The organism is Saliphagus infecundisoli, from assembly GCF_020177375.1.
GTDB classification, from domain to species: domain Archaea; phylum Halobacteriota; class Halobacteria; order Halobacteriales; family Natrialbaceae; genus Saliphagus; species Saliphagus infecundisoli.
On the sequence record NZ_JAIWHV010000026.1, the window covers coordinates 14,658 to 37,814 of the forward strand.

Here is a 23,157-nt window from a genome sequence, read left to right on the forward strand (position 1 = left end):
CGTCTATGAGTCTGATCAATAGACTGATGGAAAGCTATAGGATGGCTCGATAAATCATCGGTGCCGTGGCAGAATCAGACACACATTCATCGTCCACGCTCATGAGTCAAGTTCGGGCGCTGGGGCCAGCACTGGTACTCGCTGCAGTCGTCGTCGGACCAGGGAGTATCGCCCTCTCGACGATTGCCGGGGGAACCTACGGCTATCAGTTACTGTGGGTGCCTGTCGCAGCAACAGCGTTCATGATCACCTACGTCTGGATGTCGGCACGGGTCGGACTCGTGACCGGCGAGACGATTTTCGAAGCCGCGCGAACGAAATACGGTGATACCGTCGCGAAGCTTGCAGGTGTCTTTGGCTTTCTCACCATCCTTGCATTCCAGGCCGGGAACAATGCTGGCATCGGGTTCGCATCGGCTGCCCTGTTCGATCTGTTGGCCCCGGAACTCTGGGCCATCATCTTCACCCTGCTCGCCATCGGCTTCCTCTGGTTACCCAACCTCTACGAGAAGGTGGAATTATTGGTCCAGATCGTCGTCGGGGTAATGCTGGTCGCGTTCGTTGGGACGCTCGCGATCGTCGGCATTGATATCCCAAGCGCTTCCCAAGGGCTTGTTCCAGCGTTTCCGGATACGAACGCTGTCCTCACGTCGCTCGGACTTGCTGCAACGAATTTCTCGATTGCGGCTGCTGTCTATCAGAGTCATCTCATGAAAGAAAAGCGGTGGGGCCCTGACAGGCTTACTGAACAGGGATTCGACAGTCTCGTCGGGATCGCACTGCTCGGGCTCATCGTCTTAGTGATTCTATTGACGAGTGCGGCTGTTATCGGCACAGGCGAGGGTGAGCCAGCTTTTAGCGCATCAGGGATGGCCGAACAGCTCGAGCCGCTTGCTGGCCCGGCGGCGTTCTATCTGTTTACGATCGGCTTTTTCTTCGCTGCGCTTTCCTCCCTCGTCGTCAATGCGCTCATCGGTGCGACACTCCTCGTCGACGGATTCGGTGGCGATGCCAGAATGGACTCAAACCAGGTGAAGTATTGGGCGATGGCTGCGATGGCGATCGGAACCGTCTCCCTTCTCGTCTCTCCTGGCTCCGGGGATCCGATCGAACTGCTACGAGCCGCACAGGCGCTTGCAGTTGTCGCGTTCCCGCTCTTGGCATTCCTGGTGGTCGATATTGCTCGCGATGAAGCGATAATGGGTGAGTACGCGAACCCGACAATAGTCAACGTCTTTGCTGTCCTTGGCTATCTCGCCATCATCGGGATCGTTCTCAACTATCTTAATGAGGTCCTGTCGTACTTCGGATACGGACTTTTCTGAGCACGAACAATCGCTTAGATTCGACGTGAGTAGATTCTCAATTCCAGGGAACTACACACCCTGCTTGTGAGTTCCCCGTCCAGTTAGACCGCCTTCCGGACGAACAGACTTATTGTCCAATATGATAGTCTGAAACTCATGTCTATCAAACGGTCGAAACCGATCGATCGTCTCTACGACGATGTCGCCGACGCCGATCTCGTCGTCGTCCCCGACGCCCCGCTCGCAAGCGCGATCAACCGTCGTCTCGATCGTCCGCATTTCGGTCCGTTCGCAATCACACCGCGACGTCTCGCTGCCCGGCGCCGCGAGACCGCTGAGGACCGACTCGCCTTCCTCGAAGTAATCGAACAGACCGACCTCCCGTGGAAACAAGCCGCGTACACGATCGGTGATCTCCTCCAATGTTGGGAGTACCAGGGACACTCGAACGCCATTCTCGACTACGAGAGGTTCGATACGCCGGCCACCAGGGCAGTCGTCGACTGCGTTGGTTCCCTCGAGACGACGTCACGCAAACTCACAGAGTATCGGATCGATCCCACAGCGTACGAGTCAATCGCCGTCGTCGGCGAGTCACAGCTAACAGCACTCGAGCGCTCGATTCTGCCCGACGAATACGAATCAGTCGACCGATTCTGCGAGGAGACGTTCACTCTCCCGCCCGTACGCATCTTCGACTCCCCTACCGCAATCATCGATGCCGTGCTTGATCCGCTCTCGTCCGAGACCGCCGACGACGTCGCTATCGTTCTCGATTCGGGGAGCCAATACTCACCGCTTATCGAGTCGGCCCTCGAATCGGCGGGGATTCCGTTCTATGGCGGTCCTGGATTCACTGACGACCAAGACCACCGTGCCGTCATCCAGTTGCTCCGGTGTACGGTCGCCGGATCGGATACACGAATCGAGACCGTTCAGCCGCTGCTCACCTGTCTCGATACAGCGGTCGAGATCGAGCACGACGAGAAACGACTCTACGAGGTCGATGAGCCCGAATTCGACTGGCTTTGTGACTTCTGTTCGCGGGCGCCCGAACTCACGATCAGTGACGCGCTCGACGCGTACGAGGAACGAGCTGGATGCACGCTCGGGACGTTCCGTGCGGAACTCGAGCGGATCGGACTGGCAGATGAACCGATCACCGAGGCGGCTATCGATCGGCTCACGTTCTACCTCGATACGTACGAGGTCCCGATCGACCGCGAGAACGAGGGTGTGCTCCTCGCAGATGCGAAATCGGCCTCGTTCGTCGACCGGCCGGTAGTCTTCTATCTCGGCCTTGACGACGCGTGGACGCACGACTCGCCCCGACGTCCGTGGGTGGACCGTGACGAAGTGTTCGATCGCAACCTCGACGGATTCCAGTCGCTGCTCCAGAGCGGTCGTAACCAGTACTATCTCGTCCAGGACACCGCAGGCGGGTCGCCGGTCACGCCCTGTCTCTATTTCGAGGAACTTCTTGACGAGGAGTTCGATCGATTCAGCGATCTCGATGCACTCCACCACACGCGAACCTTCCGGGAGGTGAGCGACGGATTCGACAAAGAGCTGACCGACGTCCCAGCGGAGACGATCACGACGCTCAGCCAGTCGAGTCTCAACACCTACGCGAACTCGCCACGGGACTACTTTTTCGGCCGGTTGGTCGATGGCCCAGACAAGGACTACTTCGCGGAGGGGAACCTCTTCCACGACTTCGCCGAGTTCGTCGTCACCCACCCGGAGTTCATCGATGAAGACGTCATCAAGGAGAGCGTCTCTGTCATGCTTGAGGAGACCCGCCCGTTCCACCGTGAGGTCGACATTGATATTCAGCGGACGGAGTACCGCGTCGGCCTCGATACGATCGTCGAGTACCTCCGGGAGAACGCCCCCACAGAGACTGATTTCCTTACCTCCACGAGTGGCTGGGGGACCAATACCTTCGCCGAGTACTTCGACCGACCCGTCGATTCCCCTGTCACCGAACGGTGGTTCGAGGACGGGGCCCTTGGGATGAAGGGCAAGATCGACCTCGTGCAGTCACCCGCTCACCTCGTCGATTTCAAAAGCGGGACCCGGAAGTCCGCCTCGCAGGTGACCAAACACGCCGCCCTCGACCCCCCGTCTGATGAGCCGAACTTCCAGGCCCTGCTGTACCTCACCTACTATCGGAGCCAGCGTCCGGACGAACGCCTCGAGTTCACGTTCTTTCACTTCCTCGAAACGCTTGACGACGTCGTCACGGGCGACGGTGCTCTCGAGGACTGCCTAACGACGATCAGCTATCGTCCGATCACCTTCGACGAATTCGTTCAGTCGAGGGTCGTCTTCGATGAACTCTGTGAGGAGGCGGCCAATGACTGCAACAAGACGTTTTCCAAGACCAGCTACGAAACATACCTCGAGGTATTCGACGTTCATCAGATACCTCGAACGCGCGATACCGACGAGATGGCCGAGTCGCCGTTCGGGAAGGCGTTGCTCGATCGGACGATCGATGACGTCGGCGACTACAAGTACGTGAAAAACGGCTGTACGCAGGCGTTCAGACATCTGTGCAGCTACCGCAAGGAGAACTACTTCATCGAGGATATCGACGAGTTCGAGGCATTCGTCGAGGAACAACTCGACGATCTCAACCGGTATCGAACGGGAGAGGCCCGGTTCCCAGTGGAAGGTCGTGCCGGAGAACCGAACTACCGGTACGTCAACAATCGTGACTTGCTGTTGACTGACGAGCGAACCCCGAACGAATCCAGCGAGACGGTAGAGGGGGTGGACCGATGACGACGCCGAACGATCGCCAGCGCGAACTCATCGAGAGTACCGACGGGTTGTATCTCGTTGACGCCGGCGCCGGAACGGGAAAGACGTTCACCGTCACCCGCCGCTACGCCGAGATCATCGACCAGGAGGACGTCGAACCGGAGGACGTCCTCATGATCACGTTCACCCGGAACGCCGCCACAGAGATGAAAGACCGGGTCGTCTCCTACTGTGACTACGGTATGCGATCGTTGCGGGACGCCCCGATCCAGACGTTCCACAGCCTCTGTCACGACATCCTCACCGAACACGGCTTCGACGCGCCGACACACCTCGGGATCGACGACGCGATCACCGACTCAACCCGCCTGCTCGAGAACGAAACGATCGAGGCGGAATACTTCCAGGAGTTCATCGCGCAGTTCAGCGACGACCATCCCGAGTACGACGATTTGTTTCGGTGTCTCTCGGATCCGACCGAGTTACTGGGACTTCTGACGAACCTCGCCTCGAAAGGGATCTTCCCGACCGCCGACGGCTGGTACCGGAACTCCAAACCACATCTCGAGGGGGACTGGGAGGCGTTTCGGGAGGCGTTCGAGGAGGTGAACGAGCCGAGAAATGAGGGAAGCAAACAATCAGTCCTACGGTCAAAGCTCAACGGATATGGGGACAACAAGTGCTATCTTCCGGAGGCTCCCGACAAGGATGAGCTTCGGGGACCACGCGGTTCGAAGAGCGTTCCGGAGGAAGTCGCCGAGCGTGCCTTCTTTGAGGACCGCGAGCAACTCACGGCGTTCGTCCACGATGTCTATATCGAGTACCTTGAGTTCGTCCTCCGCCGGAACTACCTGAACTTCTCGTTCCTCCAGCTGTTCGCGTTCGTGCTCCTCTGTGAGGACGATGAAGTCCGGAACTCACTGGAGTTCGAGTACGTGATGATCGACGAGTTCCAGGACTCCAGCGAAATCCAGTTCAAGCTGGCGCTGTTGCTCGCGGGCACGGACAACATCTGCGTGGTCGGGGACTGGAAACAGAGCATCTACTCGTTCCAGTATGCCGCGATCGAGAATATCACCCGGTTCGAAGACCGGCTCGATCGGTTCGCGAGCGATCTAAACGACGAGACGACACGTGTCGAGTTTCCGCTCGAACCCGTCACGAGGATCGAACTCGAACAGAACTACCGATCGACACAACGGATCCTCGACTTCGCCGAAGAGGCACTCGTCGTCCCCGGAAACGATAAGGAATCCCTCGACCGGGAATCGATCCGTGATCGAATCGTCTCGCTGTTCTCGAACACGACTCACGAACACTCCCGTATCGAAGGGTTCCTCCACGAGGACGAACACGAGGCGGTCCTCACGAAGATCCAGCGGATCGTCGGCAACAACGAGTACGCGATCGAAGAAGACGGAGAGCTCCGTCCCCCCGAGTACGGCGACATCGCCGTCCTAACTCGGACTCGGGATTACGGTCGTGACCTCCTCTCGGCTGCCGACGAGCGAGCGCTGCCGATCGCCTACGAGGGCGGGATCGAAATCTTCCGAACCGATCAGGCGAAGCTACTACTCGCCTGGCTTCGTATTCTCGAATCGGATGCTGATCGGGGGTGGGCGGTGGTCCTCGAACGTGCCGGCTATACGCTCGACGAAACCGATCACATCCTCGAACACGAGACGTACCCGGACGAGATGATCGCGTTCCGTACCGGACTCGAGACGTGCGAGACGGCAGGGACCATCGCCCGTCGCGTGTTCGACCGGTACGGATACGACGACTCGACGGCGGACGCGCTTTTGACGTCGATCCAGTCCGTTCACGGCGAGACGACGATGACCCTTGGGGATCTGAGTCGGTTCATCGCGAAGGGGATCGAGTCGGGAGCGACCGAGGAGGTTCACGCCGCCGCAGGGGCGAACTCGGTGACGGTCCAGACGATCCACTCGGTGAAGGGCCTCGAGCATCCGATCGTCATCCTCGCGAACATGAACGACGGAAAATTCCCATCGACGGGTGGCCACGGCAGCACGATCTCCTATTCGGAACTCACGGGGCTTCGCCAGAAGAAGTGCTACGCCGAGGCCCACGGTGTCCCTCACATCTACGACAACTGGCGAACCGACGTCCTCCGGTACTGCCAGCCGATGGAACACGACGAGGAGCGACGGCTGCTCTACGTGGCGATGACACGGGCGAAAGACCACCTCCTGTTCGCGGCTGGCGAGGAACCGAACACGTTCCTCGAGGAGCTCCCGGTCGACGTCGAGACACTCGAACCGGAGTTCGAACCGGCGGACGAACCCGAAACGATCCAGTCCCGACTGTCGGTCTCGATTCCGGAACCGGACGGCCCGGAGGGGTACTCGCCACACTCATTGATGGATGACGAGGTTTACGCTGACGTGACCGACGGTAGGGGAATCGATTTCGGGTCATCGGTCCATGACTTCGCGGAACGATACGCACTCGGCGAGGACGTCGAGCCCGAATTCGACGACGAGTACAACGTCAAAGCGCTGCTCGATTCCCTCAAGGGAGAGCTCCTCGCCGAGGAGCCCGTGTATCTTCCCCTCGAAACGGACGATGGACGGATCACGTTCTCGGGAATTATCGATCTGGTTCACGTGCTACCCGATCGCGTCGAGATTATCGACTACAAGACCGATCGTGGCCGCCATGCCCACGAGGAGTACCAAACCCAGTTGAGCGTCTACTATCATGCGCTCGACGACTGGTTCGATGACCGGGAGGTAACGGCGTCGGTGTACTACACCGCAGTGGACGAGCAGATCACGGTCAATCCTCGTTCGAAAGTGGAGCTGCTCGCTCGACGGGAAGTAGTTGTATAGTCACGTGGTCTTCTGACGTGTATGCGTCCTCCTACAGGTCCGTCGACTAATCGGTTCGATGTTTTGTAGATCAGCCGACTGAACGCGAGCCCGCCCTCGACACTATCGTAATTGACCATCGTGTGTCCTTCAGCGGCGCACCCTGGGACCTAATACGGGAGAGTGTGAAATAATAGCATGGAATCCACCCTCGACGACATTAGATTTCTCGTGGATTCAGAAAATCGAGTCGACGCGCTGACCGCGTTACGTGAGGGGCCCTGTGACCGGGACGAGCTACAAGCGACGACCGGCGCCTCCGCACCGACTGTCGGGCGCATCTTGGGAGACTTCGAGGAGCGCGGATGGGTCCGCCGCGACGGGCACGAATATGAGTTGACGAAACCCGGTGCCTATGTCGCGGAACACTTCATGACCTTCTTCGACCGGATGCACACGGAGCGACGTCTCCGTGATATCTGGCAGTGGCTGCCGAGCGAGATGAACGGTTTTACGCTTGAGATGGTCGCCGAGGGTGTTGTGACAGTCGTTGAACCCGGCGACCCCTATGGACCGGCGAACCGTTGTGCCTCGCTGTACCGGGAGACCGATCAGCTCCGCGGGTTCGACGCCGCACTGACGGCGCCACACCACTTCGAGGAGCTCTACCATCAGGTCATCGACGGAATGGACACCAAAATCATCTTTCCACCGACGGTTTCAGAGAACATCGCGTCGACGTACCCGCAGAAAGCCAGCGAAGTGCTCGAGAGCGATTCGTTCACGCTCTGGCTACACGATGACATACCTCTGTACAGAGTCTTGATATTCGACGACTGCATTGGAATCGGCGGCTACGACGCCGACAGCGGAGTCTTGCAGGTGTACGTGGACACCGACGCACCCGAAGCATGCGCGTGGGCGGAATCTACGTTCGAGTCGTACCGTCGGGAGGCGAGGTGCATTACCTCGTAACAATACTGTTCCGAGTCGAACCACTCGTTCACCCGGCCGGACCGAGTCGTTCCATTTCCTTGATCAATACTTCTCACCGTCCGACGCTGCGTACGAGGCCGGGCCAAGCGGATCCACGGCGTGAAACCACGGCACGGCCTGTATCGTCCACTGGGGTCGTGTAAGATTCACCGAATAGGTATTTAGATCCTTGCACCGTCCAATACACTGGTTATGAAAACCAGCAAACAAACCCGGGGTGAATCTTCGTGATTCGGGAAACGGTCGACGTACGCGAGCGCCACCTGCCGCTGTACGACCGGTATGAGGAGGCGCCCGACGAGGCCAAGATCACTGACCGGGCGGTCGCGACCGGCGGCGTCGACGTGGACCCGTTCCACGGAACCCTCGAACCGGGAAGTCAAGATTACGGCGTCGCCTGGGAGTTCGGCATCCACCAGGCGGTCGGCGGCTTTCACGACGCTCCGAATCCGGGAGACGTCCTCTGTGCTGCCCTCGCAGCCTGCCTGGATTCGACGATACGTATCATCGCCGGCCGACTCGGCGTGACGCTGGACCACCTCGAAGTCGAAGTCACTGCCGACGTCGACGTCCGCGGCACGCTGGTCATCGAAGAGGACGTGCCCGTGGGCTTCCAATTGATGGAGTGCCACGTCGACATCCGGGCTGAAGACGGGACGGATCCCGAACTCGTGGAGCAGCTGATCGAAGCCGCGGAATACAGCTGCGTGAACCTCCAGACCTTGACCTCCGGCGTCCCGGTGGAGACGACGGTCGACATGGGCCACTGATCATGTCGACCAAAGCTGACCCCACTGTCGAAGTCAAATTCGACCAGAAAGCGTACGAGCGTCTGTCGGCCGTTACCGACACGCCCGCCGATTTCCTCCACGAAGCAGCTATGGATCGCGTCGAGTTGGCGGAGGCAATCGCCTACACTCGAGACGAGGGATTTCATGGCCCGAAGGGATTTGCGAAGCTGGCCGACGACACGTACCCGAATTGGCCGCTGGGCAGCGTGCTGGGGATCGAACTCGAATCGATGGGAGACGGCGAATCGCGGTGGCGGATGGAGGTCGGGGCGGAGCACGCTAATCCGATGGGAACCATGCACGGTGGCGTACTGTGCGACATCGGGGATGCCGCCCTCAGCACGGCTTTCATGAGCACGCTCGAGGACAGCCAGCTGTTCACGACGGTCGATCTGCGAGTCAACTTTTTGCGGCCGGTGCGGACCGGCCGGCTCGTGGCCAACGGTCGCGTCATTCACCGGGGTCATACCATCGGGATGGCCGAAAGCGAGGTGACGAACGAGGACGACGAACTCGTTGCGAAACTCTCGGGTACCTGTATGACACTCGGTGATGGATAGATCGCATCTGGCCAGACCCTGTGAACCCTTCCGAGAATTCCTGTCTCTCGAAACCGGGTGAATCCCACCGTTCACGGCTGGCGAGGACGTCCCTTCGCACTCGCATTGTAAACTCACTCGCCATCGGGTTCGATTTCATAGAGTGAAGGGATTTCACAGAAAATCATGCACCGTGGGGGTTCGGGTACGCCGATATCCCAGCGATAACTTGCGGATCTGTGGGGTCCTCATTGGAACAGTGGGCGCGTGGTGACGCTGACCATCGATGGGCGCTCCATCTGAGGCACACGGTCCGTACCAGGGCGAGGCCTGGGCTCAAATTTACGTCAGATACCGGCACTGAATACTAAGTGCTGACACAGAAAGTAACTGTATGAACACGGACGAGGAGTATATTCGTGACGCGATCGGACTGGCACGCGAGGCGGCTTCTGACGGGAACACTCCGTTCGGATCGTTGCTCGTTGTCGGTGATACCGTCGTCAGGCGGTCGAAGAACACCACGATGACTGATAACGACATTACCGCCCATCCTGAGTTGAAACTGGCACGATGGGCAGCCCGCGAACTCGATCCCGACGACCTCGCCAACTGTACGATGTCATCCGTCTTTAGTTAGGAGACAAACCGCGTGACAGCGACGGCTTATCGAGGATACTTTTCGAGAGGAACGAGGAGGCGGCAAGTGTGCACCAAGACGCCTCCTCATCCCGGCTTATGCGTCGGCTCACTACACTGTTTCCCTCCGAGTTCCTCGAAGAGCACGCCGAGGAACTCGGCGTGGTCGAACGCGACCGCAGGCTCCAGATTCCAGCGTTCGTCTGGGCGCTCGTGTTCGGCTTCGCCGCAGGCGAGAGCCGAACACTCGCTGGCTTCCGACGCAGCTACAACTCCACAGCCGACGAACCGATCTCGCCTGGTGGTTTCTATCAGCGGTTGACGCCCTCGCTCGCGGAGTACCTCCGCGACCTCGTCGAGCGCGGTCTCGACGAGGTCGCTGTTCCCAACGCTGTCGACGCTGATATCGACCGATTCAGGGACGTGATGATCGCTGATGGAACCATCCTGCGGTTGCACGAATTTCTCTCCGATGAGTACCAGGCCCGCCATGAGGAGCAGGCTGGAGCGACGCTCCACCTGCTCCACAATGCCACCGATCAGACGATCGAACGGCTCGACGTGACCGACGAAAAAACGCACGACAGCACGTTGTTCAAGACAGGCTCGTGGCTGCAGGAGCGACTCGTTCTCCTTGACCTCGCGTACTTCAAGTACCGCCGCTTTGCGTTGATCGATGAGAACGACGGCTACTTCGTGAGTCGGTTGAAAAAGAGCGCAAACCCGGTGATAACGGCGGAGTTACGGGGATGGCGCGGCCGCGCCATCCCTCTGGAAGGCGAGCAGATCCACGATATCGTGGACGATCTCCACCGCGAGTACATCGACGTGGAGGTCGAAGCGGAATTCAAGCGAGGGCCGTACGACGGAACGCGGTCGCTGGATACGAAGCGGTTTCGCGTCGTCGGCGTCCGCAACGAGGACGCCGACGACTACCATCTCTACATCACGAATCTGCCCAGAGAGGAGTTCCTGCCGGCTGATCTTGCAACGCTGTACCGGTGTCGGTGGGAGGTGGAGTTGTTGTTCCGTGAGCTGAAGACGCAGTACGAACTTGATGAGTTCGACACGAGCAACCCGGCGGTTGTCGAGATTCTGTTGTACGCGGCGTTGCTGTCACTGCTGGTAAGCCGTGATCTGCTGGATCTGGTCACCGAGGAGGCTGACGACGAGATCGTGTTCCCGCCCGAACGCTGGGCGGCGACCTTCCGGTCGCACGCCCAGCTCATCCTCCACGAACTCGGCGACCACCTCGGCTATTCGCCACCGCCGCTGTTGGATCGTCTGATCGAAGACGCACAGAAGATTCACCAAGAACGATCGATACTCCAAGAGACGCTCGCTACCGCTACACAACCGAGGTGTGAGTGCTAACTAAAGACGGATGCTGTACGATGTATACCAGCACCGAACCATGCGAGATGTGTGCGACTGTGATTCACTATGCTGGGTTGAATCGGGTCGTCTACAGCCGTCTCAGGAGAGGCACTTGCCGATGTACAGGAGGAAGCAAGCGGAATTTCCTGTAGAGACGTAATCCGACGCAAAGGGGGGACCACGGAGATTGACGGCCCCGTTCTCGAAACCGAAGGAATACGCATCCACGAGGAGTTCTACAACTAGACGGCCTTGCTGCACGTCGATGCCGTCGCGCACAACGCAGTCATTCAAAAACAGATTCTCCACCGCGAAGAAACTCCAACATATCTCGCTGATGAGTCCCTCCTCGACCATGACAACAGTTACGTGGACCTCCCTGGGGGCTTGCCCTTGGCGTTGATCTCGATGAGGAAACACTCCGGGATGCTGATGGTGATACTGGCTGGTCGCCGCCGGATTAGCAGCACGAAGACCGCAGCCTTGTAGAGTGGTGAGATCGCTCAGGCATGCTTATTCATCGATTCAACAGCTAGTCTTTCGGACTTTTCGATGATTGGCAAAAAGGAATATAGGTGGTGGTAGTGGTTGTCAACCTATGTCGATGAAATCGTTTGTAATGAAAGGTGTCGGCGAGACTGAGATTACGGAAAAGGAATCGCCGGAGATCGGATCGATGGACGCGATTCTCAAGCCGACACAAGGGCTGATCTGCACCTCGGATTGTCATACAGTTCATGGCGCAATCGGAGAGCGAGAAAACCTTACACTCGGACACGAAGTGGTCGGTGTCGTCGATGAGGTCGGCGATTCGGTTACCGATTTTACAGCCGGCGATCGAGTCGCCGTCGGCGCGATCACACCTGACTGGAGTTCCAAGAACGCCCAGAACGGTCATCCGTCCCAATCCAATGGTGCGTTAGGTGGGTGGAAGTTCGCCAACGTGAAGGATGGAACATTTGCCGAATCCGTTCACGTGAACGATGCGGATGGTAACCTCGCACATATTCCTGATGGGGTTACCGATCACGAGGCGTTGTACACGACGGATATGATGACGACCGGATTTGCGGCAGCAGAGAACGCCGATATTCCAATGGGAGGGACCGTTGCGATATTCGCTCAGGGCCCAGTCGGATTAATGGCAACAAAGGGGGCGTCGCTCCAAGGTGCAGGAGAGATCATTGCCGTTGAAACGGTCGATAAGCGACAGGACCTGGCACAAGAGTATGGCGCAGACCACGTTATCGACTTCCAGGAAACAGATCCAGTCGAGGAAATATTAGATCGAACGAATGGTGAAGGGGTAGATGCTGCTATCGAAGCTCTTGGTACTGATCGAACTCTCCAAGACTGCATCAAGGCTGTGAAGCCGGGAGGCACTGTCTCTAACGTAGGGTATCATGGGGACGGGGAGTTCCGGCATATCCCTCGAGAGGAGTGGGGTGTCGGGATGGCTGAGATCGATATCGTCACTGAGCTCTGTCCCGGTGGTCGACTACGGATCGAACGGCTGCTACAAATGCTGGCCAACGATCGTTTCGACCCGACGAAAATGACGACCCACGAGTTCGAGTTTGATGAGATTGAAGAGGCGTTCCGGATGATGGATGAAAAAGAGGACGGTATCATCAAACCACTCATCCATTTCGAGTAGGGGCACCCATTGTTGATTGTCGATACCTGGCGCGAGGCGCTACGTGGTATGTATACAGGATCTGGATACTGTATCCATATTCAGGATTCACCGAACACCAGAGTTCTCATTGTGGACCGGTCGCTCATCACCAAATGGTCTGAACTTCACGTACGTCGCACTGCACGCTCGATCTGACTCTTCGGGAGCCACTCCTCGGCAAGCCCAACCACACCCTCCCGCTGCTCGAACGGTTCGCGGTTGTCCGCTAGCCGGTCTTCGAGCCACTCCCGACGAGAGTCATCATCGCCAGCGTTCTCGATCCCTTCCTCGAGTTGGTGGATTCGATGGGCGAGCTTCAGCAGCGGTGGAACGGCCGCTGCATCACTGAATTGGATGGCGTCGTCCGTGTCACGAGTGATCCGCCCGATGAACGCTGTCGGGGTTGCGCCATCGACGAACCCGACCTTCTGTTCGGCAAGCCACTCAGGGAGTTGCACTAAGAGTTCGTCATCCTCGAGTTGGCCCAAGAGCTGCCAGACCTGCTGTGTCGCGACGTCGTCATCCTTCCAGTCCTCAGCGAACTGACCGTAGTCGCCGTACTCGTCGATCTCTATCTCGGTCATGGGACTCTCTACGGGAGAGAATAAAAAGAGGTGCTGGCCATGTCAACTTCGCACAGTGGATGGACGGTGTTTTCCAACTCAGAAAACACCGATGAGGACTCTTATCCCCTCCGTGCGAAGCTGGTCTTGCTAGCTCAGTGACCAGGAAGTGGTGCTCGGGCTGGTAAGCCACTCTCTCGTCCGGTATCCTGTCGCCTCGGAGACGGGACGATAGGAATTTACAATGGCTGGTCATCAACGGAGCGGATCGTGAACTGCTCGTAGCCACCGTAGGCGATCTCGAGCGCGCCCATCCACCAATTCCAGCGTTCGATCAGCGTGGAGTCGGCGGGGGCGTCAGAGAGATGGTCGACTGCCTCGTCAACCGTTAGTTCGTGACCTCGATCGACCGCCAACTGGCCGGAATCGAGGAGATCGCGGAGCTGGCGAGTGACGATCCGGAGTTCGGCCTCGCTCCCACCGAACTCCTCTTCGAGGCGGCTCGTATCCACGTTGCCCCAGAGGGACTCACCTACTAAGGGTCTCACGGTAATACTGGGTTTCGCGTATCTATTGCACAGCGAAGCTGGTCCATAATTATTTATGATGGTCTCTGGTACTTTCTATTGCTATGTATTCGATGGATAACAAGACCGTGATCGTGACCGGGGCAAGCGGAGGGATCGGACGTGAATCAGCGCGTCGGTTCGCTGCTGAAGGGGCAAACGTAGTCGTTGCCGATGTTGCTGAGGAAGAAGGCCAGGAGACTGTCGACCTCATCGAAGAGGACGACGGAGAAGCAACGTTCATCCAAACGGACGTTTCCAGTGATGATGATGTTGCTTCGATGGTGGATGAGACCGTCGAAATCTACGGTAGCCTTGACGCTGCCCACAATAATGCGGGAATTCTCACCGAGATGGGGCCACTAACCGAGTTGGATGAATCGGACTGGGATGCCTTGCTCGACGTGAATACCAAAGGGATCTGGCTTGGGATGAAACACGAAATCCCCGCAATGGCCGATAACGGCGGCGGATCAATCGTCAATACTGCCTCAGAGGCGGGACTTGTGGGATTCCCAATGGCTGCGGGGTACGTCGCGAGCAAGCATGGTGTGGTTGGCCTCACCCGAACGGCGGCACTGGAGTATGCCGACGATGGGATCCGTATTAATGCGGTCTGTCCCGGGCCAATTGAGACCCCGATGACTGCGGGGTTAGAAGATGACCAGAGAGAGGCAGAGATCGCCGACATTCCAATGAGTCGAATGGGAGAGCCAGAAGAAATCGCAAATGCAGCCGTCTGGCTGTGTTCGGACGAAGCCTCCTTCGTAACGGGCCACCCGCTCTCGGTTGATGGCGGTCGAGTAACCGACTGAGTACTGTCTCGTAACTACCCTGCTCGCTTGAGTAGTGTCGTTTCATAGTTAAGCTGCGCCCATCCTAATCCGAACAAACTGTTCGGCTCCTCACACAGCAATTCGTGAGGAATGCGATAGGCAGAGAGGAGGTCGCCGACTACTTCCTGTTCTTGAGCGAATACGTGAACGGTATGTCTGGTGTTTGATAACGCATGGATAGCATGTTTAAAAGTGAGTGTTCCTGTCATATTGTATCGTAATCATGATATCCATTCTTCTTGAGAAAAATTCAATCAGAAAGTATTTCGGGGAGTTCAGCCAGTGAGGACAGCGTATACGTCGGCTCGATTCCGGTCGCTTCCCGATGGCGCTCGTCGGGGATCCACGCCGTATCGATTCCCAGTTCAATTCCTCCTTTGACGTCTTTGTGGAGGGAGTCACCGACTTTCAGAACCGCGTCTGTATTTGATTCAAGTCTATCGAGGGCGAGTTCGAACGGTTCTCGAGCGGGTTTGACCTGGGCGACGTCCGTTCCGTACACGATCGTATCGACGGAGGCGGCAAGCCCGGTCGCCGATATTTTGTCGACGTGCGTCTCTGCTGGACCGTTCGTTACGATCGCGGTCGAATGATTTCTGACTGCGTCGAGGGCCGTCTGGGCCCCCGACCGGAGGGACACGGCTTGATTGTCCAATGCTTCGTTGTATGCCTGGACCAGTTCGCTTGCGTTCACTTCGGCTCCGGTAGCGGCTGCTACGGTCTCGAATACACGTTGCTCGTATTCCCGGGCGGTCAGGCTCTCGTCCCGAACGATATCCCCTGCGAGCTCCAGCAGCTCCGGTTCACAGAAGGGTTCGACGCCTACCGTAGCGCATGCATCAGCGAACAGATCGGCGCCGTCCTGGTCGTGTTCGACGAGGGTCCGATCCAGGTCGAAGATCACCGTGTCGTACCGAGATCGCGACGACGGTACCGTCATTGCCGGTCCTCCGAGACGATTTCGAGGAGGCTGTTTCGCAATTCGGGCGTCGTTGCCGCGACGAATACGTCCGGTCGTTCCGCGGTCAGTAATTCGCCTTCGGCCGCAAAGAGCTCTCCGAGGTGTTGTTCTTCGCGATCAGGTCGATAGCAGTAGATGCCGTCGAGGGTCCCCCGGGAGAGCAACGCCCAGTGAAGCGTCGGGCACCAGCTTTCGACCCGGCGTTTGCATCGGGATTCGACCGCTCGGGCGAGCGAGTCCGCTCTCTCGAGCCGTTCGGGGATTCGTTTTACGTCATGGCCGATCACGGAGACGACCGTGGCAGTCTCCGGTGTGCGTGGTCGTCCGCTTGCCTCCACTGGCACCCCTTCGTACTGGATACCGTTGCCTGCAACAGCCACGTAGAGGTCATCCAACGGCGGAACGTAGACGACGCCGATCACTGGGCGTCCCCGAGCGAGGACCGTTATCGCCGTCGTGAACGTCGGAAGCCCGGCAACGAAGTTGTTCGTCCCGTCGAGCGGGTCGACGATCCACTCGATCTCCGACCGACCCCCATGAACGCCCGACTCTTCGGCGTATATCTCGTGCTCTGGAAACGCCTCCCGAACGATGTCGAGCACCGCTGCCTCCGACGCACGATCGGCGCCCGATTTGACGTCATGTGATAGGTAGGTCTCTCCGGTATCAGTTCCAAAGAGACGAGAGAGGCGGCCTCCCCCGGTTAGACACGCTTCGACGGCGATCGATTCGAGAGATTCCAACTCGTCGTCGCCGATGGGCGGGGCCCCCTTCCCCTCCGAGATCATGCTCGCTCCCGGTTGGTCCATTCGGGGGCCAACAACCCGTACTGGTGAGCGTCTCTGAACGCTCCCTCTGTGAATCGGGCGTCGCGTGACGTTCCTTCGTGGACGAACCCGAGACGGGAAAGAAGGGTTCGTGATGATTCATTCCCCTCGAAGACTTCCGCTTCGACCCTGTGAAGGCGACGTTCGTCGAAGGCGTAGTCGAGCAGTAGCGACATCGATTCGGTCGCTAGTCCGTGTCCTCTGTGTTCTTCAAAGAGCCAGTAACTAACCGTTCCAGAGGTACCGTTAATGTCGAATAAATTGATTGCTCCCGCGATAGTGCCCACATCTTCGGTGTTACTCTGGCCAGATTGTTGGGTGACTGAAGATGGGTCCCTCTGGTCCCCACGGGGTAACTCCCGGTCCTCTACTGGACAGAGGAAGAGATTGATGCTCGAGTCGTCAGGTATGACCGAGTCGACGAACTCCTCAATCCTGGACTTCGACCACGGCGCCTCAAATCCCAACTTGCGGCGGAGCGAAGGATTGTTTCTAACGCGACCGAGTACTTCGAGATCGGGGTCGGTTCGCTCGATGGGGCGAAGTGCGACCTTCGCCCCTTCCAGAAAGACATGGCCTGGCATCTATGGTCTTGCCGTAGAGTCGACCGAGGGTCAACAAATCTATTTGGAGAAATTGATTTCTCGTCAGCCGTGAAACAATCAGATTCTTCCTTCCGATACACTATACTATGATCCTCTCATCGACCACCGATATGGTTCGACAGGGGTCCAATTCGAATGGTGACACCCCTTGCGATGAGACCGAGCGAGGGGATACGTTCAGTCGGCTTGCGAACACTACACGTTTAGAAATCCTGCAGACCCTCGCTTCTAGCGAGACGCCCCTCAGTTATTCGGAGGTATTCCAGGAAGTCTCGGTGGCTGATCGTGGGAAGCTCAACTATCACCTTCGGCAGTTGGTTGCGGAGTACGTTCACAAATCCGACGAGGGATACGAACTTACGCAGTCCGGAAAGCGAGCAGCGAACCTTCTCGCGACAAGCTCTCTCCGAGACGGAGCGAAACGATCGTTTCAACGAATCGATTCTCAGTGCGGGGTATGCGGATCCGACTCCGTCGAACTTGGATATCGAGACGGCGAGGCCATCGTTCGGTGTCTCAATTGCGATCGTCAACTGACGAACTTCGATTTCCCTCCCGCGGCGGCGACCGCTTATTCAATTGAAGAGTTCAAGGACGCGTTTGCACAGCGAACGTGGACGTATTTCGACCTTGCAGACGAGGGTATTTGCCCATTTTGCGCACACTCGATTACGTTCGAAATACGGCCATCAGCAGCGACAGATTCGGACAGCGTTCCGGCAGTCGGTACATGTTCGGAATGTCCTGCTGGAATTCGTGCGCCAGTAGGACTCTTACTATCAACCAGACCTAGAATCCAGTCTGCACTGTCGGACTCACAGGAAAAGATTTCGAGGATCCCTTTCTGGGAGTTAGAGTGGTGTACCTTCGGTAGCTCGGAGATTCAACGAACCGATCCACTCGTCGTTGAACTCGAGATAGAGATGGACGATTTATACCTCTCGGTAGAAGTTGATTCAGATCTCACCATCAAGCGACTCCATCCTGTTCCCACATCGAGTCAGCCTAACGAATCCGGCTCGTAACCGAGTGGACCATTCGGCGTTGTCAGTCAATTACGGTTCGAGGAGTTTCCATTTCCGCTTGTGGCAATCCTGGAGCTTAACACATCCCTGATCGGTGATCGCGTAGGAATTTGTTCGGCCGTCGACTTCGTCCTTCTCAATGTAGCCTGCTTCGACAAAATCGCCCAAGTTCGAGTAGAGCTGTCCGAAGGAACTGACTGATTCTGTGTGTTCTCGATTTCTTCCATGAGATCGCTTCCACTCGGCGTCTCCATCCTGCTGAGGATGATCAACAGATCACGCTGAAAACCGGGCAATTCAGTTAACGTACCCGCTACTCAGATCGCTGGATGATAATTACGGCGTCATACATCTATCGCCATGAGATACGGCAAATCTACTCCTCTCCACAATTAGACGAAGAACCACGCTCAGGCGGAATCCGTTCCCTGTGCAACAATGAGTGCTTCAGCTTCGATCTCAACGAGCATCTCCGGTTCGATGAGTCGGGTGACCTCAACCATGCTTGTTGTGGGAGGAATATCGCCGAACATCTCCCCATGGGCACGACGGACTTCTTCCCAGTTGTCGACGTTTGTGACGTACATCCGAGTTCGGACGACGTCATTCATCGTGGCATTCATGCGATGCAATGCGTTTTCTATGTTAGCAAGGGCCTGTACGGCCTGCTCATAGGGGTCGTCATCGCCAGTGAACTCACCTTCCTCGTTAGTCGCAGTCGTCCCTGAGACGTGAACGTGGGAGCCGAGACGGACGGCACGTGAATATCCGACGCGCGATTCCCACTCTGTTCCGGTCGAAACGATCTGACGGTTCATGATTGACTTCCTGGTGCCGTCTCCGCCATTGTTTCTATCGCGTTGATCGCCTCGGCAGTGAGTCCATTGACCACGGTATCGGCAGCAGGGAGTCCGTTCACCAATCCAGCACTCTGGCCCGTATAGAGCGCCATCGCCTCGACGTTTCCTTGTGTATCGGGTAGCGGTGGGTCGTCTCCATATCGTTCGAGAGGCTTTCCCGAAGCCGATTCGGCGATCTTTTCGGTTTCGTTCGGGCGCTGGCCCGGGGGTGGCCGTTCGGCCTGTTCCCACTGTGCAATGGTGCTATTTCGTAACGTCCGGTGGGGTGTCCCTGGCCAGCCTTTGTCGAACAGTTCAGTGTGTGCTGTCTCCGTCTCAGTAGCCTCCGTGATTCGTTGTTTGTACTGCTCGTGGGCCGCAGCTTCGTTGGTAGCGACGAATCGTGTACCCAGCCACGCTCCGGCAGCACCTAATGTAAGTACTGCTGCAATCCCACGTCCGTCGGCGATCTCGCCAGCAGCGATAACCGGTGTCTCCGGTACGGCGTCGACGACTCGCGGCACCAGCGGCAACGTGGCCACCTCGCTTTGGATGTGTCCACCTGCTTCCCAGCCCTGTGCGACGATTACGTCGACGCCAGCATCCACGGCGGCGCGCGCCGCAGCGGCGCTCCCGACTGACTGCATGACCGTCGCTTCGGCTTCATGAATACGCTCAACATATGGTTTCGCAGCGCCGAACGAAAGCGAGACAATCGGTACGCCTGCATCTAAACACACGTTCAGGTGTTCTTCCGTCGGTATTTCTGCTGTCTCTGGATCGAGTACGAGATTTACGCCGAAGGGTTCGTCAGTTCGATTTCTTGTTTCCCGGACAACGGCTCGTGTTTCGTCTATATCGCGCCACGTTACGGCCAGCATACCCAACCCACCAGCGTTCGAGACGGCCGCAGCCAGTTCCGGACACGTCACGCTTCCAATCGGCGCTTGGACGATCGGGGATTCAATGCTTAGTTGCGAACAGAGAGTGGTCTCAAGAACACTCATTCGTAATTCATCGAATCTGAGACCTGAAAAGCGATTCTCCCCCGGTTACTATCCATATTGGTCATGTGGTTGCCTCGCGATATTGTCTCTGAGTGACGGTATAGCGGTGTGCATCAACTACTTTCCTGTCTCTTGGCCCCCAATTTTTCAACAACCCGTCGTACTGTCCTCCATGTGCCTTGACATACTTCCTAATCGCCATTTTCGAGCGTTCGTTCCCGTCTTCGTGATTGACGTGGATGAGGTCAAGGTCAAGCCGTTCGAACGCGAGGCCCATGAGAACGGCTGCGCGTTCGCTCGAATAGCCTCGACCCCAGAATCGTTTTCGCAGCCAGAGTTCGAACATGGCAGATTGCCGCTCCCATTCACATTCAAGGCGCGTAATGCCAGCTATCTGCCCGGCACCATCCTCGCCGTCTGCAGGGCGAATCACGTAGGCTGCTTGGTCACAGTTGTCCCACCCAGATTCACACCATTCAACGAACTCCTGTGTTTCGTGGAGCGTCTGATGGGGGTCCCACGGCATATAGCGCGTGATCTGGTTAATCGCTGGATCAGCCGAACAGATATGAAAGAGTTTCTGTAGATCGACAGTATCCGAAGACAATCGTTTGAACACGAGTCGTTCGGTCTCGATCGTTGGTGGGAACAGACTCATTCGTCAGTTGCCTCCTGATACTGGTCGCAACTAATCGTATACCGCTGCTCATCTGCAATGTAATCGTCAATCGGGGTCCAATTTCTGAGAAGACAGTCGTGCTGGCCACCGAAGCGATCGACGATCCGTTCAACAGCACGCCGAGATCGGTCGTTACCATCTTGATGGTGTAATGCGATGAGTTCAAGATCGAGACGGCCGAACGCGAGCGGAAGAAGTGCCTCAGCACACTCGCCGGCATAACCACGCCCCCAGAACGGTCGATAGAAGATGAATCCCAGATAGCCGGTGCGACGCTCCCACTCGCAGTACAAATCCGCGATTCCGATGACTTCTCCAGTCTCATCGCTGGATGACTCCAGACGGACGATATACTGCGCGCCTTCACCGTCCTCCCAACGCGTTTCTAGCCGATCAAGTGCATCCTGCGCGTCTTTGAGAGTCGAATAGGGTGACTGTGGTATATGTTCGTAGACACCTACAGTCCGCTTCTCATCCGTTTCGATGGCATAGAGGGTTCTCGAATCGATATTTTCATGGCAAAGCCGTTCGAGTTCGAGCCGATCAGTCCCAATTTGGGGTGAAAATAGCATCATGCACTCCTCACGATTGATCGCTTGAAAACAATGCATGGAGCTGATCATGGAGTTCCGTTGCTCCAGCCGCAACCTGATCCGCGTTTGTTAGATCTTGCCCGTGGTTCGCTTCGGTCCGATACCCGAGACAGTACATTCCCGCTGATCGAGCCGCTTGGACGCCATGAGATGAGTCCTCAATTGCGATGCATCGTTGGGGAGCAACAGTGAGTGTATCGGCCGCATACTCGTAAATATCGGGTGCAGGCTTGCTTGCTCCGTCGATATCGTCGGCGCAAACGATCGTGTCAAAAACCCCGTCGAGACCGAAGCGATCGAGGACGAGTTGGACCCACCGCCTCGGTGATGAAGTAACGAGCGAGATTTTCACTTCGCGTTCGCGTAGCATCTCTACCAGATCGTCGAAACCATCCACTAGAGTAGCTCGTTCGGAATAGAGGTCCTCAGCCACCTCGTCGTACAATGCAACGAACTCGCGTTTGTCTATTGTAGTTTCATACTCTTCGATCAGATATGCATACAGATCAGCAACGTTTAATCCTGATATTTCACTCGCAGTGACCTCACCTGAGGCCGTTGTTCGTGGAAGGATGTGCTCGTTTTCGAGCGGCGCCCAGTGCCGTTCGGAGTCAACAAGAACTCCATCCATATCAAACATCACCGCGTGGATCGACATACGCCCTACTGCGCAGGCCGATGGCATAGGGATTCTGAGAACTCAATTTCTATTGGTTGGTCGACTTGTCTCATGAGGTTTGTCGAAGAAAAGCTTTAGGCGATCTGTCACGGCAGGTTTCCCAACTGATGGGTTCATCGATTGAGAACGAGAGAAACGACCGACTTACACCACAGTCAGCTTTCCAGTTGCTCGGTCACGAAATTCGGATCGAAATCCTCTGGGCACTCTGGACAGCCCCTGATCATACTGCCACCTTCTCCACACTTCGTGAGGAGGTCAGAATCGACGATAATGGCCGTCTGAACTACCATCGAGACCAACTCACTGGCCACTTCATCGAGCCGGCAGCTGACAATGAGGGATACACTCTCCAACAAGCCGGCCTCAACGTTATCCGTGCCATCCATGCTGGTACGTTTACCGACCGCTCCAAGTTGGAGAGCGAATCAATTGATGGGACATGTCCTGACTGTCGGTCTCAGCTCCGGTTTCGCTACGTAGACGGTATGACCAACGTCTTCTGCCCGGACTGTGAGCAGCTCTGGGACGAATATGCCTTTCCACCTGGCGGTCTGCCGAATTGGGATGAGACCGATCTTGCTGTGGCCGGTGACGTCTGGGGACGTCACGAACTGTCTCTGGCCCAACAGGGAATGTGCCCTGCATGTGGGAGTCAGATGAGTGCTGCTCTCGTCTCTGGCTCGGATGAGTATTTTGGACATCCACTGCATGTGAGATACGAGTGCAACCGCTGTGAGTTTCATCCTCGCGCAAGCCTCGGTGAGGCCGTGCTTGGCCATCCAGCTGTTGTATCTTTGTTTCACGACCATGGTACCGATATTCGATCGGTACCGAGATGGCAGCTCAGCTTTTGTTTCGATGATGACTATATTGAAGTCACTTCCCAGAATCCACTTCGAGGCCGAGTTTTCGTCCCCTGTGGGGATGAGGTACTCGACCTTTCGCTGGACACGACCGGAGAAGTAGTCAAAACACGGTATGTCCCGACCGATCGTATTAATCACTGATATTCTACACGAACCGCTCTCCCTTGGCGTCTCCACC

23 protein-coding genes and 1 pseudogene are annotated in these 23,157 nt (G+C 57.0%); 13 read left to right on the plus strand and 11 right to left on the minus strand.

Features of this window, described 5'->3' with window-relative positions:
• Positions 1–65 precede the first annotated feature (65 nt).
• From LCF40_RS18740 to LCF40_RS23480, 9 genes and pseudogenes are all read left to right on the plus strand, one after another.
• The gene (locus LCF40_RS18740; protein ID WP_224829714.1) at positions 66–1,325 is read left to right on the plus strand and encodes an Nramp family divalent metal transporter; all 1,260 of its coding nucleotides are present in this window, start codon (positions 66–68) and stop codon (positions 1,323–1,325) included.
• A 138-nt stretch (positions 1,326–1,463) separates the two neighbouring features.
• Positions 1,464–4,097 carry a PD-(D/E)XK nuclease family protein gene (locus tag LCF40_RS18745; protein ID WP_224829715.1) on the plus strand — a complete coding sequence of 878 codons (2,634 nt, stop codon included), beginning with the start codon at positions 1,464–1,466 and terminating at the stop codon, positions 4,095–4,097.
• Positions 4,094–6,931: a UvrD-helicase domain-containing protein gene (locus LCF40_RS18750; RefSeq protein WP_224829716.1), complete on the plus strand. Its 2,838-nt coding sequence runs from the start codon at positions 4,094–4,096 to the stop codon at positions 6,929–6,931. Before LCF40_RS18745 ends, LCF40_RS18750 begins: the two co-directional genes overlap by 4 nt.
• A gap of 177 nt (positions 6,932–7,108) precedes the next feature.
• The gene (locus LCF40_RS18755) at positions 7,109–7,885 is read left to right on the plus strand and encodes a helix-turn-helix transcriptional regulator (protein WP_224829717.1); all 777 of its coding nucleotides are present in this window, start codon (positions 7,109–7,111) and stop codon (positions 7,883–7,885) included.
• Between the two features lie 248 nt (positions 7,886–8,133).
• On the plus strand, positions 8,134–8,676 hold the full coding sequence (locus tag LCF40_RS18760) for an OsmC family protein (RefSeq protein WP_224829718.1): 543 nt from the start codon (positions 8,134–8,136) through the stop codon (positions 8,674–8,676).
• Positions 8,677–8,678: 2 nt separating this feature from the next.
• Positions 8,679–9,257, plus strand: coding sequence for a PaaI family thioesterase (locus LCF40_RS18765; RefSeq protein WP_224829719.1), 579 nt, complete (start codon positions 8,679–8,681; stop codon positions 9,255–9,257).
• Between the two features lie 373 nt (positions 9,258–9,630).
• Positions 9,631–9,858: pseudogene (locus LCF40_RS18770) on the plus strand (tRNA-specific adenosine deaminase); the annotation flags it as partial.
• Between the two features lie 116 nt (positions 9,859–9,974).
• Positions 9,975–11,249: an IS4 family transposase gene (locus LCF40_RS18775; protein ID WP_224829743.1), complete on the plus strand. Its 1,275-nt coding sequence runs from the start codon at positions 9,975–9,977 to the stop codon at positions 11,247–11,249.
• A 20-nt stretch (positions 11,250–11,269) separates the two neighbouring features.
• Positions 11,270–11,404: a hypothetical protein gene (locus LCF40_RS23480; RefSeq protein ID WP_224829720.1), complete on the plus strand. Its 135-nt coding sequence runs from the start codon at positions 11,270–11,272 to the stop codon at positions 11,402–11,404.
• On the opposite strand, the gene LCF40_RS18785 is transcribed toward LCF40_RS23480, so the two are convergent.
• On the minus strand, positions 11,352–11,609 hold the full coding sequence (locus tag LCF40_RS18785; RefSeq protein ID WP_224829746.1) for a hypothetical protein: 258 nt from the start codon (positions 11,607–11,609) through the stop codon (positions 11,352–11,354). The two genes, LCF40_RS23480 and LCF40_RS18785, sit on opposite strands and share 53 nt — an antisense overlap.
• Before the next feature lie 247 nt (positions 11,610–11,856).
• Here LCF40_RS18785 and LCF40_RS18790 point away from each other — a divergent pair, with 247 nt between their 5' ends.
• Complete coding sequence (locus tag LCF40_RS18790; protein WP_224829744.1) at positions 11,857–12,909, plus strand: NAD(P)-dependent alcohol dehydrogenase; 1,053 nt, start codon at positions 11,857–11,859, stop codon at positions 12,907–12,909.
• A 146-nt stretch (positions 12,910–13,055) separates the two neighbouring features.
• Here the strand turns inward: LCF40_RS18790 and LCF40_RS18795 are convergent, their stop codons facing one another.
• A complete protein-coding gene (locus LCF40_RS18795; protein ID WP_224829721.1) occupies positions 13,056–13,514 on the minus strand; it encodes a hypothetical protein in 459 nt (152 codons plus the stop codon).
• 218 nt (positions 13,515–13,732) lie between these two features.
• The gene (locus LCF40_RS18800) at positions 13,733–14,005 is read right to left on the minus strand and encodes a WNWW family protein (protein WP_224829722.1); all 273 of its coding nucleotides are present in this window, start codon (positions 14,003–14,005) and stop codon (positions 13,733–13,735) included.
• Between the two features lie 119 nt (positions 14,006–14,124).
• Between LCF40_RS18800 and LCF40_RS18805 the strand changes: the two genes are divergently transcribed.
• Entirely contained in the window at positions 14,125–14,874 is a 750-nt protein-coding gene (locus tag LCF40_RS18805; RefSeq protein WP_224829723.1) for an SDR family NAD(P)-dependent oxidoreductase, read from the plus strand.
• A 271-nt stretch (positions 14,875–15,145) separates the two neighbouring features.
• Here the strand turns inward: LCF40_RS18805 and LCF40_RS18810 are convergent, their stop codons facing one another.
• Genes LCF40_RS18810 through LCF40_RS18820 form a run of 3 tightly spaced genes read right to left on the minus strand, consistent with a single transcriptional unit; the run spans position 15,146 to position 17,267 of the window.
• A complete protein-coding gene (locus LCF40_RS18810) occupies positions 15,146–15,835 on the minus strand; it encodes an HAD family hydrolase (RefSeq protein ID WP_224829724.1) in 690 nt (229 codons plus the stop codon).
• Positions 15,832–16,665 carry an inositol monophosphatase family protein gene (locus LCF40_RS18815; RefSeq protein WP_224829725.1) on the minus strand — a complete coding sequence of 278 codons (834 nt, stop codon included), beginning with the start codon at positions 16,663–16,665 and terminating at the stop codon, positions 15,832–15,834. Before LCF40_RS18815 ends, LCF40_RS18810 begins: the two co-directional genes overlap by 4 nt.
• Positions 16,641–17,267 carry a GNAT family N-acetyltransferase gene (locus LCF40_RS18820; RefSeq protein ID WP_224829726.1) on the minus strand — a complete coding sequence of 209 codons (627 nt, stop codon included), beginning with the start codon at positions 17,265–17,267 and terminating at the stop codon, positions 16,641–16,643. The genes LCF40_RS18815 and LCF40_RS18820 overlap by 25 nt, the downstream gene beginning before the upstream one ends.
• Positions 17,268–17,398: 131 nt before the next feature.
• Between LCF40_RS18820 and LCF40_RS23835 the strand changes: the two genes are divergently transcribed.
• On the plus strand, positions 17,399–18,313 hold the full coding sequence (locus LCF40_RS23835) for a winged helix-turn-helix domain-containing protein (protein ID WP_425504262.1): 915 nt from the start codon (positions 17,399–17,401) through the stop codon (positions 18,311–18,313).
• Positions 18,314–18,723: 410 nt separating this feature from the next.
• Here LCF40_RS23835 and LCF40_RS18830 read toward each other — a convergent pair whose 3' ends face one another.
• The 5 genes from LCF40_RS18830 to LCF40_RS18850 form a co-directional block, all read right to left on the minus strand.
• Entirely contained in the window at positions 18,724–19,131 is a 408-nt protein-coding gene (locus tag LCF40_RS18830; RefSeq protein ID WP_224829728.1) for a RidA family protein, read from the minus strand.
• Positions 19,128–20,159 carry an NAD(P)H-dependent flavin oxidoreductase gene (locus tag LCF40_RS18835; protein WP_224829729.1) on the minus strand — a complete coding sequence of 344 codons (1,032 nt, stop codon included), beginning with the start codon at positions 20,157–20,159 and terminating at the stop codon, positions 19,128–19,130. Before LCF40_RS18835 ends, LCF40_RS18830 begins: the two co-directional genes overlap by 4 nt.
• Positions 20,160–20,220: 61 nt before the next feature.
• Positions 20,221–20,817, minus strand: a complete 597-nt coding sequence (locus LCF40_RS18840; RefSeq protein WP_224829730.1) for a GNAT family N-acetyltransferase — start codon at positions 20,815–20,817, stop codon at positions 20,221–20,223.
• Entirely contained in the window at positions 20,814–21,461 is a 648-nt protein-coding gene (locus LCF40_RS18845; RefSeq protein WP_224829731.1) for a GNAT family N-acetyltransferase, read from the minus strand. Before LCF40_RS18845 ends, LCF40_RS18840 begins: the two co-directional genes overlap by 4 nt.
• Positions 21,421–22,089 (minus strand): HAD family hydrolase, encoded by a 669-nt coding sequence (locus LCF40_RS18850; protein ID WP_224829732.1) that lies wholly within the window; start codon positions 22,087–22,089, stop codon positions 21,421–21,423. The genes LCF40_RS18845 and LCF40_RS18850 overlap by 41 nt, the downstream gene beginning before the upstream one ends.
• Before the next feature lie 128 nt (positions 22,090–22,217).
• On the opposite strand from LCF40_RS18850, the gene LCF40_RS23840 reads away from it, so the two are divergent.
• Positions 22,218–23,120, plus strand: coding sequence for a DUF7351 domain-containing protein (locus LCF40_RS23840; protein ID WP_425504261.1), 903 nt, complete (start codon positions 22,218–22,220; stop codon positions 23,118–23,120).
• Positions 23,121–23,157 lie beyond the last annotated feature (37 nt).

Bases quoted from the DNA above. Each gene is read 5' to 3' on its own strand.
- LCF40_RS18745 (WP_224829715.1), top strand. From the start codon at position 1,464: ATGTCTATCAAACGGTCGAAACCGATCGATCGTCTCTACGACGATGTC.
- LCF40_RS18750 (WP_224829716.1), top strand. From the start codon at position 4,094: ATGACGACGCCGAACGATCGCCAGCGCGAACTCATCGAGAGTACCGAC.
- LCF40_RS18755 (WP_224829717.1), top strand. From the start codon at position 7,109: ATGGAATCCACCCTCGACGACATTAGATTTCTCGTGGATTCAGAAAAT.
- LCF40_RS18765 (WP_224829719.1), top strand. From the start codon at position 8,679: ATGTCGACCAAAGCTGACCCCACTGTCGAAGTCAAATTCGACCAGAAA.
- LCF40_RS18775 (WP_224829743.1), top strand. From the start codon at position 9,975: ATGCGTCGGCTCACTACACTGTTTCCCTCCGAGTTCCTCGAAGAGCAC.
- LCF40_RS23480 (WP_224829720.1), top strand. From the start codon at position 11,270: ATGTATACCAGCACCGAACCATGCGAGATGTGTGCGACTGTGATTCAC.
- LCF40_RS18785 (WP_224829746.1), bottom strand. From the start codon at position 11,609: ATGGTCGAGGAGGGACTCATCAGCGAGATATGTTGGAGTTTCTTCGCG.
- LCF40_RS18790 (WP_224829744.1), top strand. From the start codon at position 11,857: ATGAAATCGTTTGTAATGAAAGGTGTCGGCGAGACTGAGATTACGGAA.
- LCF40_RS18795 (WP_224829721.1), bottom strand. From the start codon at position 13,514: ATGACCGAGATAGAGATCGACGAGTACGGCGACTACGGTCAGTTCGCT.
- LCF40_RS18805 (WP_224829723.1), top strand. From the start codon at position 14,125: ATGTATTCGATGGATAACAAGACCGTGATCGTGACCGGGGCAAGCGGA.
- LCF40_RS18810 (WP_224829724.1), bottom strand. From the start codon at position 15,835: ATGACGGTACCGTCGTCGCGATCTCGGTACGACACGGTGATCTTCGAC.
- LCF40_RS18815 (WP_224829725.1), bottom strand. From the start codon at position 16,665: ATGGACCAACCGGGAGCGAGCATGATCTCGGAGGGGAAGGGGGCCCCG.
- LCF40_RS18820 (WP_224829726.1), bottom strand. From the start codon at position 17,267: ATGCCAGGCCATGTCTTTCTGGAAGGGGCGAAGGTCGCACTTCGCCCC.
- LCF40_RS23835 (WP_425504262.1), top strand. From the start codon at position 17,399: ATGGTTCGACAGGGGTCCAATTCGAATGGTGACACCCCTTGCGATGAG.
- LCF40_RS18830 (WP_224829728.1), bottom strand. From the start codon at position 19,131: ATGAACCGTCAGATCGTTTCGACCGGAACAGAGTGGGAATCGCGCGTC.
- LCF40_RS18835 (WP_224829729.1), bottom strand. From the start codon at position 20,159: ATGAGTGTTCTTGAGACCACTCTCTGTTCGCAACTAAGCATTGAATCC.
- LCF40_RS18840 (WP_224829730.1), bottom strand. From the start codon at position 20,817: ATGAGTCTGTTCCCACCAACGATCGAGACCGAACGACTCGTGTTCAAA.
- LCF40_RS18845 (WP_224829731.1), bottom strand. From the start codon at position 21,461: ATGATCAGCTCCATGCATTGTTTTCAAGCGATCAATCGTGAGGAGTGC.
- LCF40_RS18850 (WP_224829732.1), bottom strand. From the start codon at position 22,089: ATGTCGATCCACGCGGTGATGTTTGATATGGATGGAGTTCTTGTTGAC.
- LCF40_RS23840 (WP_425504261.1), top strand. From the start codon at position 22,218: ATGGGTTCATCGATTGAGAACGAGAGAAACGACCGACTTACACCACAG.